The sequence below is a fragment of the Streptomyces sp. NPDC058534 genome (assembly GCF_042717365.1).
In the GTDB taxonomy this organism is placed as follows: Bacteria; Actinomycetota; Actinomycetes; order Streptomycetales; family Streptomycetaceae; genus Streptomyces.
Genome location: NZ_JBHXNW010000103.1, coordinates 1 through 18,194 on the forward strand (window position 1 = coordinate 1; position 18,194 = coordinate 18,194).

General features: G+C 72.5%; 16 protein-coding genes. 4 read left to right on the forward strand and 12 right to left on the reverse strand.

From position 1 onward, the window contains the following. Nucleotides 1–99: 99 nt before the first annotated feature. On the reverse strand, nt 100–546 hold the full coding sequence (locus ACFWR9_RS38530) for a hypothetical protein (RefSeq protein ID WP_383851126.1): 447 nt from the start codon (nt 544–546) through the stop codon (nt 100–102). 171 nt (nt 547–717) lie between these two features. After that, complete coding sequence (glnA, locus tag ACFWR9_RS38535; RefSeq protein ID WP_383851129.1) at nt 718–2,127, reverse strand: type I glutamate--ammonia ligase; 1,410 nt, start codon at nt 2,125–2,127, stop codon at nt 718–720. Nucleotides 2,128–2,347: 220 nt separating this feature from the next. Between glnA and ACFWR9_RS38540 the strand changes: the two genes are divergently transcribed. Continuing rightward, nucleotides 2,348–2,815, forward strand: coding sequence for an RDD family protein (locus ACFWR9_RS38540; protein WP_383851132.1), 468 nt, complete (start codon nt 2,348–2,350; stop codon nt 2,813–2,815). 93 nt (nt 2,816–2,908) lie between these two features. Here ACFWR9_RS38540 and ACFWR9_RS38545 read toward each other — a convergent pair whose 3' ends face one another. The 4 genes from ACFWR9_RS38545 to lipB form a co-directional block, all read right to left on the reverse strand. Then, a complete protein-coding gene (locus ACFWR9_RS38545; RefSeq protein ID WP_383851135.1) occupies nt 2,909–3,613 on the reverse strand; it encodes a DUF4191 domain-containing protein in 705 nt (234 codons plus the stop codon). A gap of 79 nt (nt 3,614–3,692) precedes the next feature. Next, nucleotides 3,693–3,908, reverse strand: coding sequence for a hypothetical protein (locus ACFWR9_RS38550; protein WP_383851137.1), 216 nt, complete (start codon nt 3,906–3,908; stop codon nt 3,693–3,695). Nucleotides 3,909–4,139: 231 nt separating this feature from the next. Beyond that, nucleotides 4,140–5,093 (reverse strand): lipoyl synthase, encoded by a 954-nt coding sequence (gene lipA, locus ACFWR9_RS38555; RefSeq protein WP_376363763.1) that lies wholly within the window; start codon nt 5,091–5,093, stop codon nt 4,140–4,142. 169 nt (nt 5,094–5,262) lie between these two features. Continuing rightward, nucleotides 5,263–6,072: a lipoyl(octanoyl) transferase LipB gene (gene lipB / locus ACFWR9_RS38560; RefSeq protein ID WP_383851140.1), complete on the reverse strand. Its 810-nt coding sequence runs from the start codon at nt 6,070–6,072 to the stop codon at nt 5,263–5,265. Between the two features lie 232 nt (nt 6,073–6,304). Between lipB and ACFWR9_RS38565 the strand changes: the two genes are divergently transcribed. Next, nucleotides 6,305–7,771 (forward strand): regulator, encoded by a 1,467-nt coding sequence (locus tag ACFWR9_RS38565; RefSeq protein ID WP_383851142.1) that lies wholly within the window; start codon nt 6,305–6,307, stop codon nt 7,769–7,771. 31 nt (nt 7,772–7,802) lie between these two features. Here ACFWR9_RS38565 and ACFWR9_RS38570 read toward each other — a convergent pair whose 3' ends face one another. Beyond that, nucleotides 7,803–9,206 (reverse strand): NAD(P)/FAD-dependent oxidoreductase, encoded by a 1,404-nt coding sequence (locus ACFWR9_RS38570; RefSeq protein ID WP_383851145.1) that lies wholly within the window; start codon nt 9,204–9,206, stop codon nt 7,803–7,805. A gap of 173 nt (nt 9,207–9,379) precedes the next feature. Next, nucleotides 9,380–10,282: a TIGR01777 family oxidoreductase gene (locus ACFWR9_RS38575; protein ID WP_383851148.1), complete on the reverse strand. Its 903-nt coding sequence runs from the start codon at nt 10,280–10,282 to the stop codon at nt 9,380–9,382. Nucleotides 10,283–10,354: 72 nt separating this feature from the next. Between ACFWR9_RS38575 and ACFWR9_RS38580 the strand changes: the two genes are divergently transcribed. After that, on the forward strand, nt 10,355–10,870 hold the full coding sequence (locus ACFWR9_RS38580) for a GNAT family N-acetyltransferase (protein WP_383851151.1): 516 nt from the start codon (nt 10,355–10,357) through the stop codon (nt 10,868–10,870). Here the strand turns inward: ACFWR9_RS38580 and ACFWR9_RS38585 are convergent. Then, nucleotides 10,860–12,044: a MarP family serine protease gene (locus ACFWR9_RS38585; protein ID WP_383851154.1), complete on the reverse strand. Its 1,185-nt coding sequence runs from the start codon at nt 12,042–12,044 to the stop codon at nt 10,860–10,862. The genes ACFWR9_RS38580 and ACFWR9_RS38585 overlap by 11 nt on opposite strands. Nucleotides 12,045–12,253: 209 nt before the next feature. Here ACFWR9_RS38585 and ACFWR9_RS38590 point away from each other — a divergent pair, with 209 nt between their 5' ends. Then, a complete protein-coding gene (locus tag ACFWR9_RS38590; RefSeq protein WP_383851157.1) occupies nt 12,254–13,090 on the forward strand; it encodes a peptidoglycan recognition protein in 837 nt (278 codons plus the stop codon). Between the two features lie 250 nt (nt 13,091–13,340). Here ACFWR9_RS38590 and ACFWR9_RS38595 read toward each other — a convergent pair whose 3' ends face one another. From ACFWR9_RS38595 to aceE, 3 genes are all read right to left on the reverse strand, one after another. Beyond that, nucleotides 13,341–13,862, reverse strand: a complete 522-nt coding sequence (locus ACFWR9_RS38595) for a DUF4240 domain-containing protein (protein ID WP_383851187.1) — start codon at nt 13,860–13,862, stop codon at nt 13,341–13,343. A gap of 107 nt (nt 13,863–13,969) precedes the next feature. Then, the gene (locus ACFWR9_RS38600; RefSeq protein ID WP_383851160.1) at nt 13,970–14,971 is read right to left on the reverse strand and encodes a helix-turn-helix transcriptional regulator; all 1,002 of its coding nucleotides are present in this window, start codon (nt 14,969–14,971) and stop codon (nt 13,970–13,972) included. A gap of 59 nt (nt 14,972–15,030) precedes the next feature. Continuing rightward, nucleotides 15,031–17,733, reverse strand: coding sequence for a pyruvate dehydrogenase (acetyl-transferring), homodimeric type (gene aceE, locus ACFWR9_RS38605; protein ID WP_383851163.1), 2,703 nt, complete (start codon nt 17,731–17,733; stop codon nt 15,031–15,033). Nucleotides 17,734–18,194 lie beyond the last annotated feature (461 nt).

Genomic DNA, 18,194 nt, shown 5'->3' on the forward strand with positions numbered 1-18,194 from the left:
CCACAGGTCCTGGAGGAGTACGTCAGCCACGACCGTTCATGATCGCGGTTGTGGTGACCCTCCGTGGCCTGAGCACGGAAAGTGATCCAGAACCAGCATTCAGACGTCGTCGAGACAGGCGAACAGCGCCTGAGCCTCGCATTGATTCGCTTGCGCCAGGTCAGCAGCCAACCGTCGCTCAGCCGCGCTGGTCCGGGAAGGACTGAACCGGGACACCTCACCTGCAACGGCGCTAAGGGCGACAACCGACGTACCGAGACGTTGCAACAACTCTGGAAGTCGCTTCCCGACCGCCGCGCCGGAGGCGGTCCGCAGGAGCAGGATTTCCATCACCGTCTCGTCGGTTTCCTGCTGAAGCCTGGGCAGGTCGGCGTCCTTCAGCACGGACTTCCACTGCGCGCGCGTCACCGGTATGAAGGCAACATCCTGCGGCTCCGGGGGCTGCGCACGAGGTGCGGTGAGATCCAGACGTCCGATCAGTGCTTGCACAGCGGCACGGGATTCGCGTTCGACCGTGCCCAGTTGGCCGGGGAAGACTATGTCCACCAACACATCATGTCACCGGCGCCCGGGCTGAAGCTCGCCCTTTCCTTGATGGCCCGCACACGACGAGGATCGGTACAGGACGCACGCTACAGAGCGAGGCCGCCACCCCGATGAGAGTGACGGCCTCACTATTGCTGACGCTGCATCAGAGAATCGGGCCGGACCTGATCTCTAGACGTCGAAGTACAGCTCGAACTCGTGCGGGTGCGGACGCAGCTGCAGCGGGGCGATCTCGTTGGCGCGCTTGTAGTCGATCCACGTCTCGATCAGGTCCGGCGTGAACACGTCGCCCTGGAGGAGGAACTCGTGGTCGGCCTCCAGGCGGTCGAGGACCGCGCCGAGGGAGGTCGGGACCTGGGCCACGTTGGCGTGCTCCTCGGGAGCCAGCTCGTAGAGGTCCTTGTCGATCGGCTCGGCCGGCTCGATCTTGTTCTTGATGCCGTCCAGACCCGCGAGCAGCAGGGCCGAGAAGGCCAGGTACGGGTTGCCGGAGGAGTCCGGGGCGCGGAACTCGACGCGCTTGGCCTTCGGGTTCGAGCCGGTGATCGGGATGCGCATCGCGGCGGAGCGGTTGCGCTGCGAGTACACCAGGTTGATCGGGGCCTCGAAGCCCGGGACCAGGCGGTGGTAGGAGTTCACCGTCGGGTTGGTGAAGGCCAGCAGCGACGGGGCGTGCCGCAGGATGCCGCCGATGTAGTAGCGGGCGGTGTCGGACAGGCCGGCGTAGCCCTGCTCGTCGTAGAAGAGCGGCTCGCCGCCCGACCACAGCGACTGGTGGACGTGCATGCCCGAGCCGTTGTCACCGAAGATCGGCTTCGGCATGAAGGTCGCCGTCTTGCCGTTCTTCCAGGCCACGTTCTTCACGATGTACTTGAAGAGCTGGAGGTCGTCGGCGGCGGCGAGCAGCGTGTTGAACTTGTAGTTGATCTCCGCCTGGCCGGCGGTGCCCACCTCGTGGTGCTGGCGCTCGACCTGCAGGCCGGACCGCTCCAGCTCCAGGGAGATCTCGGCGCGCAGGTCGGCGAAGTGGTCGACCGGCGGGACCGGGAAGTAGCCGCCCTTGTAACGGACCTTGTACCCGCGGTTGTCCTCCAGGGCGCCGGTGTTCCAGGCGCCGGCCTCGGAGTCGATGTGGTAGAAGGACTCGTTCTCGCGGGTGGCGAAGCGGACGGAGTCGAAGACGTAGAACTCCGCCTCCGGGCCGAAGAACGCCGTGTCGGCGATGCCGGTGGAGGCGAGGTAGGCCTCGGCCTTCTTCGCCACGTTCCGCGGGTCACGGGAGTACTGCTCGCCCGTGATCGGGTCGTGGATGAAGAAGTTGATGTTGAGGGTCTTGTCCCGGCGGAACGGGTCGATGCGCGCGGTGGACAGGTCCGGGCGCAGGGACATGTCCGACTCGTGGATGGCCTGGAAGCCGCGGATCGAGGATCCGTCGAAGGCCTGCTCGTCGTCGGGGTCGAACGCCGCGGCGGGCAACGTGAAGTGCTGCATGACGCCCGGCAGGTCGCAGAACCGGACGTCGACGAACTTGACGTCCTCGTCCGCGATGTACTTCTTGGCGTCGTCGGCGTTCTGGAACATCCAGCTCCTCCTACTCCCGACCGTCCCGCCGGGGTGGTAGATCGTTCGTGCGGCCAGTGCGGGTGGCACACGCTTCCTCGACCCTAGGGACGGGTGATTTCTCTAACGTGACCCGTTTGTTTCGCAGAAGTTAACCGGCTCCGCCTCCAGCCTAGGCCCGATCGGGGCCTGCCACACCCCGCCGTCCCCGGTACGTATACGGGCGCAGTACCGTGTTCGGGTGGACAACAGGCAAGCAATCGGATCGTGGCTTTCCGGGCCGCGTGCGGCCATCGAAGAGTCCGGCGGCGACCTCGGATACCGGGGGGAGCAGCTCGGTCTGCCCGAGGAGGGACCGGGCTCGATCGCCCGCCCGGGCAGGCGCCTCGGCGCCCTGGCCGTCGACTGGGCCCTGTGCCTCCTGATCGCATACGGCCTGATCACGGACGGCTACGACCAGGCGACCGCCAACTGGGCCCTGCTGATCTTCTTCGCGCTCAGCGTGCTGACCGTCGGCACGGTCGGCTTCACCCCGGGCAAGCGCCTCCTCGGCCTGCGCGTGGTCGACCTGGCCACCGGCCGCCCCAGCCCGCTCCGCGCCCTGCTGCGCTCGGTCCTGCTGTGCCTCGCCCTCCCGGCCCTGATCTGGGACCGCGACGGCCGGGGACTGCACGACAGGGTGGCGCGCACGGCGGAAGTCCGGGTCTGACCGGCGGTACGACGAGAGCGGTACGACGAGGGGGGCACCCGGTTCACTCCGGGTGCCCCCCTCGCCGTACCGGCGTGGTGAATTCCTACGGGGTCAGCGCTGCCTCGGGTTGCCGCCGCGGGGCATGCGCATGCCCTTGGGCATCGGGCCCTTGGGCAGCGGCATGTTGCTCATCAGGTCGCCCAGCGCGCGCAGCCGGTCGTTGGTCACGGTGACCTGTGGGCCGGACAGGACGCGGGGGAGCTTGAGCATGGTCGTGCGCAGCTTCTTCAGCTCGACCTGGCCCTCGCCGGTGCCCACCACCAGATCGTGCACGGGCACGTCGGCGACGATGCGGTTCATCTTCCGCTTCTCGGCCGCGAGCAGGGACTTCACCCGGTTCGGGTTGCCCTCGGCGACCAACACGATGCCGGCCTTGCCGACCGCGCGGTGCACGACGTCCTGGTTGCGGTTCATCGCCACCGCGGGGGTCGTGCTCCAGCCCCGGCCGATGTTGTCCAGCACGGCCGCCGCGGCACCCGGCTGTCCCTCCATCTGGCCGAAGGCCGCCCGCTCGGCCCGGCGTCCGAAGACGATCGCCGTCGCGAGGAAGGCGAGCAGCACGCCCAGGATGCCGGCATAGATGGGGTGACCGATCAAGAAACCGATCGCGAGGAGGACACCGAAAACGACGATGCCGACACCCGCGAGCACAAGACCGATCTTCTTGTCGGCCTTGCGGGTCATCTTGTAGGTCAGAGCGATCTGCTTCAGTCGCCCTGGATTCGCAGCGTCCGCTGCAGGTTCCTTCCTCGCCATGGCACGAAGTCTACGTGCCCCCGAAAGCGCCGACGACGGCAGTGTCCGGCGGGAGTCGGGGCGGAGGCCGGCGCCGGGGTCAGGGGCGGCCGGCGCCGGACTGCCCGAGCACCCGCTCCGTCTCGGTGCGCTCCTTGGCGCGGCGGCGGTCCTCCAGCACGGAGGTCCAGGCGTTGCGCCGGGCGGTGCGCTGGCCACTGCTCATCAGCAGCGACTCGACGGCCCGCAGCGCGGTGGTGAACGACGGGATGGCGGTGGCGCGGACGGCGGTGGGGCGAACGGGCGCGGCCTGCATCGTGGAGGTCCCCCCTCGGTACGGCTCCGGGTACGGAGACGGGTGTACGTGGTGTGATTCCAGGGTCACTGACTGGTGTTACCAGCACGTGACCCGCCGGTCAAACGGACGTGAAGGCGTGGTGCCGGGCCCGGAACGGGCGCGCGGCCCCGACCGGTGTCCTCATCTGCGAGGACGGTCGGGGCCGCGGAATCTCGGCCTTTACTGGCGAGTAGTGCCTTGTGCGTGAATTCACACGGTGGCGGAGTGACGCTGCTCCATGGCCATGCCGTAGAGCCGCCCCGCGCGGTAGGAGGACCGGACCAGCGGGCCGGACATCACACCGGAGAAGCCGATCTGCTCGGCCTCCTCCTTCAGCTCCACGAACTCGTGCGGCTTGACCCAGCGCTCCACGGGGTGGTGGCGCACCGAGGGGCGCAGGTACTGCGTGATGGTGATCAGCTCGCAGCCGGCACCGTGCAGCTGCTTCAGCGCCTCGCTGACCTCCTCGCGGGTCTCGCCCATGCCGAGGATCAGGTTGGACTTGGTGACCAGGCCGTAGTCGCGGGCGTCGGTGAGCACCTTCAGCGAGCGCTCGTAGCGGAAACCCGGGCGGATGCGCTTGAAGATCCGCGGGACGGTCTCGACGTTGTGCGCGAAGACCTCGGGGCGGGAGTCGAAGACCTCGCGCAGCAGCTCCGGCACCGCGTTGAAGTCGGGGGCGAGCAGCTCGACCTTGGTGCGGCCGTCCGCGCGCTCCGCCGTCTGCTGGTGGATCTGGCGCACCGTCTCGGCGTACAGCCAGGCGCCGCCGTCGGGCAGGTCGTCACGGGCGACGCCGGTGATGGTGGCGTAGTTCAGGTCCATGGTGACCACGGACTCGCCGACGCGGCGGGGCTCGTCTCGGTCGAGGGCCTCGGGCTTGCCGGTGTCGATCTGGCAGAAGTCGCAGCGCCGGGTGCACTGGTCGCCGCCGATGAGGAAGGTCGCCTCGCGGTCCTCCCAGCACTCGTAGATGTTCGGACAGCCGGCTTCCTGGCAGACCGTGTGCAGGCCCTCGCCCTTCACGAGGTTCTGCATCTTCGTGTACTCGGGGCCCATTTTCGCCCGGGTCTTGATCCACTCGGGCTTGCGCTCGATGGGGGTCTGGCTGTTGCGGACCTCCAGGCGCAGCATCTTGCGTCCGTCGGGTGCGACTGCGGACACGACCGGCTCCCTAGCGTTTGATTCTTCGGCGTGCCCCAGGGTACGCCCGTTGATTTGGTGGCCGGCGAGGGTGCTGGCCCTGCCGGGGGCTGCCGCCCCCAGACCCCCGCTTCGGCCTGACGGCCTCGTCCTCAAACGCCGGACGGGCTGGATTTATGCCCCGTCGGATTTATGCCGCTGGCGTCTTCTCGATCAGCCTCGGCTTCAGGTCCGCGTTCTCCAGGACGTCCCGCAGGTGGCGCTCCGCCACCGGGAGGACCTCCTCGATGGTCACGGCGCGGTCGAGTTCGTTCGCCAGGGAGGCGACGCCCGCGTCGCGGATGCCGCAGGGGATGATCCGGTCGAACCACTTGTTGTCGGGGTTCACGTTCAGCGCGAAGCCGTGCATGGTGACGCCCTTGGCGACCCGGATGCCGATCGCGGCGATCTTGCGGTCCTCGCGGCGCTGCCCGGCGTTGGACGGGGCGTACTCGGGCCCGTTCATGCGGGGGTCGAACTCGTCGTCCGTCAGACGGGGGTCGAAGTCCAGGGAAAGGCCGCCGAGTGCCGGGCGCCGCGCCGTCTCCTGTTTGGGTTCGCCCAGGACCCAGACCCCGCTGCGGCCCTCGACCCGGGTGGTCTCCAGGCCGAACTCCGCGCAGGTGCGGATCAGGGCCTCCTCAAGGCGTCGTACGTGCGCCACCACGTCCACCGGGCGCGGGAGCTTCTGGATCGGGTAGCCGACCAGCTGGCCCGGCCCGTGCCAGGTGATCTTGCCGCCGCGGTCCACGTCGACGACCGGCGTGCCGTCCAGCGGACGCTCGCTGTCCTCGGTGCGCCGGCCGGCGGTGTAGACCGGCGGGTGTTCGAGGAGCAGCACGGTGTCGGGGACCTCGTCGGCGAACCGCGAGGCGTGCACCCGGCGCTGCTCGTCCCACGCCTCCTGGTACTCGACGCGTTCGGCACCGAACCCCATTCGGACGAACCGCAGCTCACTCACGGCAAGTGCCTCCCTGGAAGGTCGTAAGGCACGAAGCGTGCCCAAGCCACTGTACGACCGCCCGCTCGTCGTCAGCCGGGTGGGCAATCCTCACACGATCGGATGAATGCCGCTCGAAGCCTGCGATCGGGCGCTTACTCTCCGCTACATTCACGCCGTTCACGAGGCCGTAAGGGCTGCTCACAGGCGCTCCGGGCACATCGGCCCGGAAGGCAGGAGACCGCACCGCACCATGACGGAACGACCCGCGCAGCGCACCCCCAACCGCCAGCTCGCCGCGCTCATCGCCGAAGCGGGGTTCTCGAACGCGGGTCTCGCGCGTCGCGTCGACCAGCTCGGACTCGAACACGGCCTGGACCTGAGATACGACAAGACGTCCGTCACCCGGTGGCTGCGCGGCCAGCAGCCCCGCGGCACCACCCCGGCGCTGATCGCCGAGGTCTTCACCCGGCGCCTGGGCCGCCGCCTCACCGCCCAGGACCTCGGCCTGGACGCCTGCGCGCCGGTCTACGCCGGTCTGGAGTTCGCCGGCAGCCCCGACGAGGCCGTCGACATCGTCGGCGGGCTGTGGCGCAAGGACTCCGGCAGCCACGCCGAGCTGCGGAAGATCGCCTTCACCCCGGCCGGGCTCGTCGTGCCCAGCCGGGACTGGCTGATCGGCCGCGCCGACGACAAGGTGGGCCGCGCCGAGGTGCCCCTCCGCATCCCGGCGCAGGGCCGCCCGGCGACTCCACGGCTCCCGGCCATCCCGCTCGCCCCGTCCCGGCGCAGGTCCCCGGCCGAGCGCGGCCCCGGCCAGAAGGTCACCGGCGGCGACCTCGCCGCGCTGCGCTCGGTCGGCGAGCTGTTCCGCAGCCTGGACGACCGGTACGGCGGCGGGCACGCCAGGCAGGCGCTGGTGCGGTACCTGGAGCACGAGCTGGAGCCGATGCTGCGCGGCACCTACGGCGAGCAGACCGGCCGCCGGCTGTTCGGCGCCGCCGCGGACCTCACCCGGCTCGCGGGCTGGACGTCGTACGACATCGCGGCGCACGGCCTCGCCCAGCGCTACTTCGTGCAGGCGCTGCGGCTGTCGCAGGCGGCGGGCGACCGGGCGTACGGCTCGTACGTGCTGGTCACCATGAGCCGCCAGGCCGTCTACCTGGGCCACGGGCGTGAGGCCGTGCAGCTCGCGCGGGTGGCGCAGCAGGGCGTCGGGACCTCCGCGCCACCGGTCGTGCAGGCGCTGCTGCACGCCGCCGAGGCGCGGGCGCACGGCCTGCTCGGCGAGGTGCGGGCCTGCACCGCCGCCCTGGTGCGGGCCGAGCGGGCGCTGGAGACCGCGCGGCCGGGCGACGAGGTGCCGCACTGGGCGCGCTTCTTCGACGAGGCGCAGCTCGCCGACGAGTTCGGGCACTGCCACCGCGATCTGCAGCAGTTCCGCGCCGCCGCCCAGCACGCGGAACGCTCGCTGCAGCTGCGCGCCCCCGTCTACGCCCGCAGCCGGCTGTTCTGCCGGGTGGTCCTGGCCACCGCCCGCCTCGGCCTCGGCGAACTCGACCAGGCCTGCCAGCTGGCCGCCGAGGCGGCCGGACAGGCGGCCGAGATGCGCTCGGTGCGGGCCGCGGAGTACGTCCGCGACTTCGAACGACGCCTGGAGCCGTACCGGGACGCGCCCCCGGCACGCGGCTACCGGGACAAGGTCGCCGCGCTGGGGTGACCACCGGGCCATAGGGCCTGTCTGACAAGCCCTACGCCGCCCGCGCCGACCCCGCCGGCTCCGCCGAGTGCATCGGCCGGCCCGCGCCCAGGTCCGTCAGGATCGCCGTCGAGGCGCGGTGGCCCGAGTGCAGGGCGCCCTGGACGGTGCTGGTGTCGCGGTGGTCGCCGCACACGTACAGGCCGGCCAGCAGCCGCACGGGCCGGCGCGGGTCGTGCGGCGGGCGCATCGCGGGGACCGCCTCGGGCGTGTGGTGCACGGCGAGGGTCTCCCAGCGGGCGGTCGGGGTGCCGTAGAGGCGGGACAGGTGGATGCGTACGGCGGTGTCCACGTCGGACGGGGGCGGGCCGAGGACCGTCGAGGAGACCAGGGCGCGTCCGGCCGGTGCCCTGGACGGGTCCACGTGGCTGACCACCGCCGTGTGGGCGACCGGGCCGCCCCGGTCGGCGTCGAGCAGCAGGGACGCGCCGGTCGACGGGGGTTCGTCGGTGGTGTGGTGCACCACCGTCACCGGGTGGAAGTCCGGGACCCGCAGCCCCGGCAGCAGCGCGGCCGCCGCGCGGGCGTCCGTCGCCACCAGGACGGCACGGCAGCGGATGACCCCGTGCTCCGCGGTGGTCACGGCGTTGGTGGCGACCGAGGTGACCCGGACGCCGGTGTGCACGGTGCCCGGCGGGAGCGAGCGGGCCAGGTGCTCGGGCAGGGCTTCGGCACCCCCCTCGGGCAGGCCGAGGCGTCCGGCGGCGAAGGCGCGCAGCGCGAGGTCCGCGCACCGGCTGGAGGTCGTGAGGTCCGGGTCGCACAGCAGGGCGGCGAGCAGCGGACGCAGGAAGCCGTCCACCGTCCGGGCCGGCAGTCCGCGCGCGGCGAGGGCCCGGGCGGCGGGCAGCTCCGGGCGGGCCAGCAGCCGTTCCACCGGCGTGCTCGCGAGCCGCGACAGCGCGGCGCCGAGCCGGGCCTGGTCGACGGCGGTGCCGAGCGGAGCGCCGGCGCGGACGCGGGGCGTGGGCACGGGCCTGCCGTACGCCCCGGGAGGGCCGCCCGTGCGCCGGGGCGCGGGGATCGACCGGGGGGCGCTCGCGAGGGCGCGCACCGCGTGGAGTGCGCCCCTTGCGCCCCGTACACCCGCCGGGGCGCCCGCGCGGTGGTGCCGGCCCTCGCTGTGCAGCAGGACCCCGGGGGCGAAGGGCAGCAGCGCGAGGCCGTCGAGCCCGGGGGTGCGGCGCAGTTCGGGATACGCCGTGGACAGCAGTTGTCCGATTCTGTCGAGCCGGAATCCGTCGACCTTCTCGGTCGCCTGCCGGCCGCCCACCGCATGGGCGGCCTCCAGGACCGTGGTCGTCACTCCTGCGCTGGTCAGCCGATGCGCCGCGGCGAGTCCGGCGATCCCGGCCCCCACGACGACGACGTCCGCCTGGTACGCGGGCTCAAGCACGTGCCCCTCCTCGAGGTTGCGCGGCCGCTGGAGACGTCATGCCCCCAACCGGCTTGAGGGATACCCGAGTTCGAGACGAGGTTAGGACCAGAAACGGACAGGGGGAGTCGCGCAGGGACAGGGCACGGTCGCACAGCGGTCGCACAGCGGCGCGGAGTGGTCACATCCGCACCTCACAGCGCCGCCCGGATCGCCCCGTCGATCTCCGGGAACGCGAACCGGAACCCCGACTCCTGGAGACGGGCCGGCAGGACCCGGGCGCTGCCCAGCACGTCGCCGGCCATCTCGCCGAGCGCGGCGCGCAGCACCGGCGCGGGCACCGGGAAGGGCGTCGGGCGGTGCAGCACCCGGCCCATGGCCACGGTGATCTCACGGTTCGTCAGCGGATGCGGGGCCGTCAGGTTGAACGGTCCTGACAGGTCCTCGCGGTCCAGCAGGTGCCGGATCGCCGCCACCTCGTCGTGCAGCGCCACGAACGACCAGTACTGGGACCCGTCGCCCAGCCGTCCGCCGAGCCCGGCCTTGAACAGCGGGAAGAGCCGCCCCCAGGCCCCGCCGCCGCTCGCGACGACCAGCCCCGTCCGGGAGAAGACGGTCCGTACGCCCGCCTCCTGGGCGGGCGCCGCGGCGGCCTCCCACTCCACGCACAGGGCCGGCAGGAAGCCCTCACCGGCGGGCGCGCTCTCGTCCACGGCCCGGTCGCCGGTCTCCCCGTAGTAGCCGATCGCGCTGCCGTTCACGAAGACCCGCGGCGGGCGTTCCATCGCCGCGACGGCCTCCGCGAGCGCCGTAGTGCCGTGCACCCGGCTGCTGCGGATGCGTGTCTTGTACGCGTCGGACCAGCGGCGGTCGCCCACCCCGGCGCCGGCCAGGTTGACCACGGCGTCGCAGCCCGCGAGCCCGGCCGCGTCCACCCGCCCGTTCTCCGGGTCCCAGCGGACCTCGTCCGCACTCCGGGGCGCACGGCGTACCAGCCGCACCACCTTGTGTCCGTCCGCGGTCAGGGACCGCACCAGTGCGCTGCCGATGAGACCGGACGCGCCGGCCACCACGATGCGGGAACGTTCCAAGTCCATGCGCCCATCCTGCCGGGTGGGCCGGGAAAAGCGGCGGACCGGTGCCCGCGTCCGCGTCGTACAGTGGCCGTCATGCCAGCTCCGCACATACGTCCCGCCAGGTCCGACGACGAGGAGCCGCTGCGCCGGCTCGACCGCGACACCTGGTCGCTCCTGCACGCCGTCTCGCCCCCGCCGGGACCGGACGACCCCTTCTTCCGCCCGCACTCGGGCCCCGCCGACCACCTCGTCGCCGAACTCGACGGCGCCGTCGTCGGTTACGTCCGCCTCGGCTTCCCCACGGAACTGGCCGCCAACGCCCACGTACGCCAGATCCGCGGCCTCGCCGTCGCCGACACGGCCCGCGGGGGCGGCGTCGGCCGCGCGCTGGTCCGCGCCGCCGTCGCGGAGGCCCGCCGCCTCGGCGCCCGCCGCCTCACCCTGCGCGTCCTCGGCCACAACACCACCGCCCGGAAGCTCTACGAGTCCGAGGGCTTCGTCGTCGAGGGCGTGCAGCCCGAGGAGTTCTACCTCGGCGGCGCGTACGTCGACGACGTGACGATGGGCCGGTTCCTGACCGTGCGGGAGCCGTCGCCGGTCACGACGTGACCGGTTCGCCCGTGTCCACCGCCTCCGTCGCGTCCGCGGCGCGCTCCGCGTCGGTGGCCACCTCGGCCGCGGTCAGCACGTAGCCGGTCCCGGCGTCGGAGGTGGAGCGGGCGAACACCACGCCGTACACCCGGCCGTCGGTGGTCAGCAGCGGCCCGCCCGAGTTGCCGGGGCGGACCGTGGAGCGGATCGAGTAGATCTCCCGGGTGACGTTCGCGTCGCTGTAGATGTTCTGGCCGGTCGCCCGCATCCGGTTCGCCACCGTCGCCGCCCGCAGGTCCAGGTCGCCGTCCTGCGGATAGCCCGCGACCACCGCGGCGTCACCGCGCTCCGCGTCGTCGTCGAACGGCAGGACGGGCGCGGACAGATCCGGGACATACAGCACGGCCACGTCCTTGCCCGGGTCGAACAGCACCACGCGTGCCTCGTACGACGGGCCCACCCCGCCGATCCGCACGGTCGGGTCGTCGATGCCGGCCACCACGTGGGCGTTGGTCATCACCCGCTCCGGCGCGAACACGAAGCCACTGCCCTCCCGGCCCTGGGTGCCGGTGACGCCCTCCACCTTCACCGTGCTGAGCTTGGCCGCCCGGGTCGCCGCCGCCGTCACGCTGTCCCCGGAGGGCTCGGCGACCTGCGCCGTCGCCTCGTTCTCGAACGGGTTGAAGACCTGCGGGAAACCGGCCTCGGTCAGCGCGGACGTCGCCCCCGAGAACCACGCCGGCGTGGTGTCCGGCATCGCCCGCTGCACGGCGCCCAGCAGCGTCGAGTCCCGGATCGCCGAGGTGAGCAGCGAGGACGAGGACGCCGCCAGCACACTGGCCGCCACCCACGCCACGATCAGCGCCGCCACCGCGTTCGCCGCCGCCCCGCCGACCCCGTCGGCCACCCTGAGCGGACCGGCGCCCAGCTCCCGGCGCAGTCGCAGCGCCAGCCGCCCCGCCAGCTCGTGCACCACGATCGCCGGCAGCAGCACCGTGACCACGGCGAGCACCGTCGCCGACGTCGAGCCCGGCGTCACGAGATCCGTGACCCAGGGCAGGATCCACACGCCGAGCGCCGCACCGCCCACGAAACCGGCCAGCGAGACACAGCCGGCCACCAGCCCGCGCCGGTATCCGGACGCGGCGTAGGCCAGCACCACCAGCACCAGCAGAACGTCGAGCAGGTCCACGCGAGCCGCCTTTCCACCACCGGACCCCGGGAACCCTCAGTACGTGCCGTACGGCCCCGATGATCAGACCGCGCCACGCGACCGACCGGAAACGGTCACCCGAGCGAGCACGTGCGATCAACCGGAAAACGTCGTGGACCAGGACGATGGTTCCACCGGGTGGCACAGCACACATCGCGGACGGACCCGATCCGCCGGACAGTGGGACCATGCGTCCCCTCCGACCGCGCGGGGCCCGGGAGCGGCGTGCCGTTCCCGGGCCGGATGCTGCCCGCGCCTCCATACCCGGTGCCGCCGGGATGCCGCGTGCGCTGCGGGCGGTGCTCGGCGCGCTGCCCGGCCTGGCCGCCGTCGCCGCGCTGTTCCTCTGCGCGAACGGGGTCGAACAGGCGGCCGCCACGCAGACCGCCCCCGTCGCCGCCGACCGGCACGCCGCGCCCCGGCCGGCCATCGTGCCCCGGTCGGTCTGGCTGGGCGGGGCCGCCCACGAGCAGCCGGCCCCGCGCTACGACGACAAGATCCTCGCCGTCTTCGTCCACCACACGGACACGCCGGACGGCTACGACTGCGCCGACGCGCCGGCCATCCTGCGCGGCGTGTACATGGGGCATACCGGCGCCCGGGACTGGGACGACATCGGCTACAACTTCATCGTCGACCGCTGCGGCACCGTCTACGAGGGCCGCGCCGGCGGCGCCGACCGCCCCGTCACCGGCGCCCACACCCAGGGCTTCAACCACCGCACCACCGGGATCGCGGCCCTCGGCACCTTCACCGCGGGCGTACCCGTGCCGGACGCGCTGACCGACGCGATCGCCGCCGTGGCCGCCTGGAAACTCGGCGAGACCGACACCGACCCGCACGCGAGGGTCGCCCTGGTCTCCAGCAACGGGCTCAGCCGGTACGCGGCGGGCGCCACGGCGACCCTGCCCGCGGTCGCGGGCCACGACGACGGCTACCAGACCAGCTGCCCCGGCGCCGCCCTCTCCGAGCGCCTCCCGGAGATCCGGCAGACGGCGGCCCGCCTCCAGGGCCGCACGGGCTGACCCACGGCCGCGGGCTGACCTCCGGTCGCGCGGGCTGGTCCATGGCTGCGGGTTGGCTCGTGGTCGTGAGGGCTGGTCCATGGCTGCGGGTTGGCTCCAGGTCGTGCGGGCTGGTCCATGGCCGCGCGGGCTGAGCCGCGGCCGCATCGGCTGCCCCCTCGGCCGCATCCGCCAGCCCCCGCCGCGCAGGCCGGCCCCCGAGCGCGCGGGCCGGCGCCCGGGGCGCGCGGGCGCGCCGGGCGCGGCCACGTCACTCCGGTCCGAACCGCTCCCACAGGCGGGGCAGGCGTGCCGCGAGGGCCCGGTCACTCTCCAGGTCGATCGCCTTGCCCAGCGGCTCAGCCGGCGCGGGCGCGATGCCGAGGTCGGGGGCGACGGTGCCGGTGAGCTGCTCGTAGGCCTCGTCGGCCGCGTAGCCCAGCTCCTCCCCGTCGCCGTCCAGCTCCTCGTCGAAGTCGTCCAGCAGCTCGGCGAGCGAGTCGGGCTCGTGCACCGCGCCCTCGTACACCTCCCGGCCCTGGCCGATCAGCCAGCAGCGGAAGAAGTCGAACGCGTCGTCGCTGGCCCCGCCCAGCAGCACCCACGCCGCGCCCCACAGGTCCCAGGTGCAGGCGCGGTTGTAACGGGCCTCGAAGTGGCGGGCGAAGTCGAGCACCAGGTCCGGGTCCATCGTGAGGAGCCGGTCCACCAGCAGGTCGGCCTGGTCCTCGGGATCGCCGTCGGCGCCCTGCCGGGCGGCGTCGATCAGCTCCCAGAACTCCGTCTCGTCCATCACGGGTCCAGCATCGGCCCTGCGGGGGTGCGACGCACGCGGAGTGCGGCGGATCGTTATGCGGGAATCACCGTGCGGACCGTCCGAGAACTACCGCGCGGGAATCGTCAGCCGCCGCTGGGCCCCGCGCCGGCGTACAGCCCGGCGAGCCGCCGGGCGTCACCGGCGAACCGGTCCCGCAGCCCCTCCGGCGCCAGCACCTCCACCTCCGGCCCCAGCCCGGTCAGCTGGGTGTGCGCGACCTCCTCCGACTCCACCGGCAGCGTCACCGTCACCCACCCGTCCGCGTCCGGCCCCTCGGCCGCCGCCAGCGCCTCCCGGGCCGACAGCGCGTCCACGGCGTACGGGAGCCCGCGCACGCCCCGCTCCGACAGCCGCACCACGACCCGCGCCCGCAGGATCGACCGCGCGAACTGCTCGGCCCGCTCCGCCCAGAACGCGGGCAGGTCGAAATCGTCGTCCCGCGCGAAACGCTCCTCGCCCGGATCCACCGCCGTGAACCGGTCGATCCGGTACACCCGGTACGGCCCGCCGTCCGCCTCCCGCGCGACCCGCGCGCACAGGTACCAGACTCCCGCCTTCAGCACGAGCCCGTACGGCTCCAGCTCCCGGACCACCTCGTCCTGCGCACGCCGGTAGCGCGCCGCGATCGGCCGGTCGTCCCAGACCGCGTCCGCGACCGCCGGCAGCAGCTCGGGCGTGCGGGGCTCCCGGAACCAGTTCGGCGCGTCCAGATGGAAGCGCTGCGCCGCCGTACGGGAGGCGTCCCGCAGCGACGGGAGCAGCGCCGCCGACACCTTCAGCCGGGCCGCCGAGGCCGCGTCCTCCAGGCCCATCTCGCGCAGCGCGCCCGGCACCCCGGACAGGAACAACGCCTCGGCCTCGCCCCGCGCCAGCCCGGTCAGCCGCGTCCGGTAGCCGCCGATCAGCCGGTAGCCCCCGGCCCGCCCGCGCTCGGCGTACACCGGGACCCCGGCCTCCGACAGCGCCTGCGCGTCCCGCGTCACGGTCCGCTCGGAGACCTCCAGCTCCCGGGCCAGCTCGGCGGCCGTCATGGCCGGGCGGGACTGGAGGAGCAGCACCATCTTGATGAGGCGGGCAGCGCGCATCCCCACATCATGCAGGAGGCCCCCGCCGCGGCGGGGGCCTCCTCGGGTCGTGACCGGCCTTACAGGCCGTAGCGCTCGCGCGCCTCCTTCACGGCCGTCGCCTTGACCTCGCCGCGCCGGGCGAGCTGGGCCAGGGCCGCGACCACGATGGACTCGGCGTCGACACCGAAGTGCCGGCGGGCGGCGTCACGGGTGTCCGACAGGCCGAAGCCGTCGGCACCGAGCGACGAGTAGTCCTGCTCGACCCACTGCGCGATCTGGTCCGGGACCTGGCGCATGTAGTCGGAGACCGCGAGGACCGGGCCCTCGGCGCCCTGGAGCGCCCGGCGGACGTACGGCACCCGCTCCTCGCCGCGCAGCAGCGCCGCGTCGGCGTCCATCGCGTCCCGGCGCAGCTCCGTCCAGGAGGTCGCGGACCACGCGTCGGCGGCCACACCCCACTCCTCGGCGAGCAGCCGCTGCGCCTTCAGCGCCCAGTGGATCGCCGTACCGGAGGACAGCAGCTGGATGCGCGGGGCGTTCGCCGCCGGGGTCAGGCCCGCCGACTCCGCCGTGTTGAAGCGGTACAGGCCCTTGACGATGCCCTCGTCCACACCGGCGCCGGACGGCTTGGCCGGCTGCGGCATCGGCTCGTTGTAGACGGTCAGGTAGTAGAAGACGTTCGGGTCCTCGCCCGGGGCCGCCTCGCCGTACATCCGGCGCAGACCGTCCTTGACGATCGCCGCGACCTCGTACGCGAATGCCGGGTCGTATGTCATCGCGGCCGGGTTGGTCGCCGCGATGGCCGGGGAGTGGCCGTCCGCGTGCTGGAGGCCCTCACCGGTCAGCGTGGTCCGGCCGGCCGTGGCGCCGACCAGGAAGCCGCGGCCGAGCTGGTCGCCGAGCTGCCACATCTGGTCGGCCGTGCGCTGCCAGCCGAACATCGAGTAGAAGATGTAGAACGGGATCATCGTCTCGCCGTGCGTCGCGTACGACGTCGAAGCGGCGATGAAGTCGGCCATCGAACCGGCCTCGGTGATCCCCTCGTTGAGGATCTGGCCGTTCTTGGCCTCCTTGTAGTACATCAGCTGGTCGCGGTCGACCGGCTCGTACGTCTGGCCCTTGGGGGAGTAGATCCCGAGGGACGGGAAGAGGCTCTCCATGCCGAAGGTGCGCGCCTCGTCGGGGACGATCGGCACCCAGCGCTTGCCGGTCTCCTTGTCCCGGACCAGGTCCTTGACCAGCCGGACGAAGGCCATGGTGGTGGCCACGCTCTGCGAGCCGGAGCCCTTGTCGAAGGACGCGAACGCCTTCTCGGCGGGCGCGGGCAGCGGCGCGACCGGGTGCACACGGCGGGCCGGGGCCGGACCGCCGAGGGCGGCACGGCGCTCCTGGAGGTAGCGGACCTCGGGGGAGTCGGCGCCGGGGCGGCCGTAGGGGACGACGCCGTCGGTGAAGTCGCTGTCCTTGATCGGCAGGCCGAGCAGGTCGCGCATGTCCTTGAACTCGTCCACCGAGAGCTTCTTCATCTGGTGGTTGGCGTTCTTGGAGGCGAAGCCCGTGCCGAGGGTGTGGCCCTTGACCGTCTGGGCCAGGATCACGGTCGGCGCGCCCTTGTGGGCGAGCGCGGCCCGGTACGCGGCGTAGACCTTGCGGGACTCGTGGCCGCCGCGCGAGTAGTGGAAACACTCGAGGATCTTGTCGTCGGACAGCAGCTTCGCCATCGCGGCGAGCTCCGGGTCCTTGCCGAAGAAGTCCTCGCGGATGTAGGCGGCGTCGCGCGTCTGGTACGTCTGCACCTGCGCGTCGGGTACCTCGCGCAGCCGGCGTACGAGCGCGCCGTTCGTGTCGAGCTGGAACAGCTCGTCCCACGCCGTGCCCCACAGGCTCTTGACGACGTTCCAGCCGGCGCCGCGGAACTGGGCCTCCAGCTCCTGCACGATCTTGAAGTTGGCGCGGACCGGACCGTCGAGGCGCTGCAGGTTGCAGTTGATGACGAAGGTCAGGTTGTCCAGGCCCTCGCGGGAGGCGAGGGTGAGCGCGGTGGTGGACTCCGGCTCGTCCATCTCGCCGTCGCCGAGGAACGCCCACACGTGGGAGTTGGTCAGGTCCTTGATGCCGCGGCTGGTCAGGTAGCGGTTGAACCGCGCCTGGTAGATCGCGGAGATCGGCCCGAGGCCCATGGAGACCGTGGGGAACTCCCACAGCCAGGGCAGGCGGCGCGGGTGCGGGTAGGACGGCAGTCCGTTGCCGCCGGACTCGCGGCGGAAGTTGTCGAGGTGGTCCTCGGTCAGCCGGCCGTCGAGGAAAGCGCGGGCGTAGATGCCGGGGGAGGCGTGGCCCTGGATGTAGAGCTGGTCGCCGGAGCCGTCACCCTCCTTGCCCTTGAAGAAGTGGTTGAAGCCGGTCTCGTAGAGCCAGGCCGCGGAGGCGAAGGTGGCGATGTGGCCGCCGACGCCGTGCTTGCTGCCGCGGGTCACCATGGCGGCCGCGTTCCAGCGGTTCCAGGCGGTGATCCGCTGCTCCAGGTCCTCGTCGCCGTCCACAGCGGGCTCGTCGGCGGTCGGGATGGAGTTGACGTAGTCCGTCTCCAGCAGCTTCGGCAGCGCCAGGCCGGCGCCCTCGGCGCGCTCCAGTGTGCGGCGCATCAAGTACGCGGCACGGTGCGGCCCGGCCGCCTTGGTGACGGCGTCCAGGGAGGCCTGCCACTCGGCGGTCTCCTCGGGGTCGCGGTCCGGGAGCTGGTCGAGCTCGCTCGGCTGGATGGCTTTGGGGTCGGTCATGTCGCCGCCTTCCTCAGTCGAAGGGGGTTCCCTCATCGGCAAGGGTTCGGGGGTGCCCTAGGTCTTTGGCAGGACAGGGCGTGAGGCTTGGGTGCAAGCCCGTCGGTGACTGTAACTCCCTGATCGATGATCGATCAAAGGGTTGAGGGGCAAAACCTCTTGATTACGAGAAAGTCGGCACGGGGTGCCTTCGGCGATGGCACGGAGTGACGGTTGCTGTCGGGGGGGTTTGTGCAGGTGAGGTGGGGTGGGCGCGGATGAGCTCGGGGGGTTCGGTTGTGTGGCGGGTGCGGGTGCGCTGTGGCTGATCGCGCCCACGCGGCGGAGCCGCATATCGAACACAGCCCCGGGGGGCCGGGGGGGGGGGGGGGGGGGGGGCGGGGGGGGGGGGGGGGGGGGGGGGCCCCCCCCGGCGCGGCGGCGCCGGGGGCGCCGGCGCGGGCCGGGGGCGAGAGGAGATA

Bases quoted from the DNA above. Each gene is read 5' to 3' on its own strand.
- glnA (WP_383851129.1), bottom strand. From the start codon at position 2,127: ATGTTCCAGAACGCCGACGACGCCAAGAAGTACATCGCGGACGAGGAC.
- ACFWR9_RS38595 (WP_383851187.1), bottom strand. From the start codon at position 13,862: ATGGACGAGACGGAGTTCTGGGAGCTGATCGACGCCGCCCGGCAGGGC.
- aceE (WP_383851163.1), bottom strand. From the start codon at position 17,733: ATGACCGACCCCAAAGCCATCCAGCCGAGCGAGCTCGACCAGCTCCCG.
- ACFWR9_RS38580 (WP_383851151.1), top strand. From the start codon at position 10,355: ATGCCAGCTCCGCACATACGTCCCGCCAGGTCCGACGACGAGGAGCCG.
- ACFWR9_RS38565 (WP_383851142.1), top strand. From the start codon at position 6,305: ATGACGGAACGACCCGCGCAGCGCACCCCCAACCGCCAGCTCGCCGCG.
- ACFWR9_RS38575 (WP_383851148.1), bottom strand. From the start codon at position 10,282: ATGGACTTGGAACGTTCCCGCATCGTGGTGGCCGGCGCGTCCGGTCTC.
- ACFWR9_RS38590 (WP_383851157.1), top strand. From the start codon at position 12,254: ATGCGTCCCCTCCGACCGCGCGGGGCCCGGGAGCGGCGTGCCGTTCCC.
- ACFWR9_RS38550 (WP_383851137.1), bottom strand. From the start codon at position 3,908: ATGCAGGCCGCGCCCGTTCGCCCCACCGCCGTCCGCGCCACCGCCATC.
- ACFWR9_RS38545 (WP_383851135.1), bottom strand. From the start codon at position 3,613: ATGGCGAGGAAGGAACCTGCAGCGGACGCTGCGAATCCAGGGCGACTG.
- ACFWR9_RS38600 (WP_383851160.1), bottom strand. From the start codon at position 14,971: ATGCGCGCTGCCCGCCTCATCAAGATGGTGCTGCTCCTCCAGTCCCGC.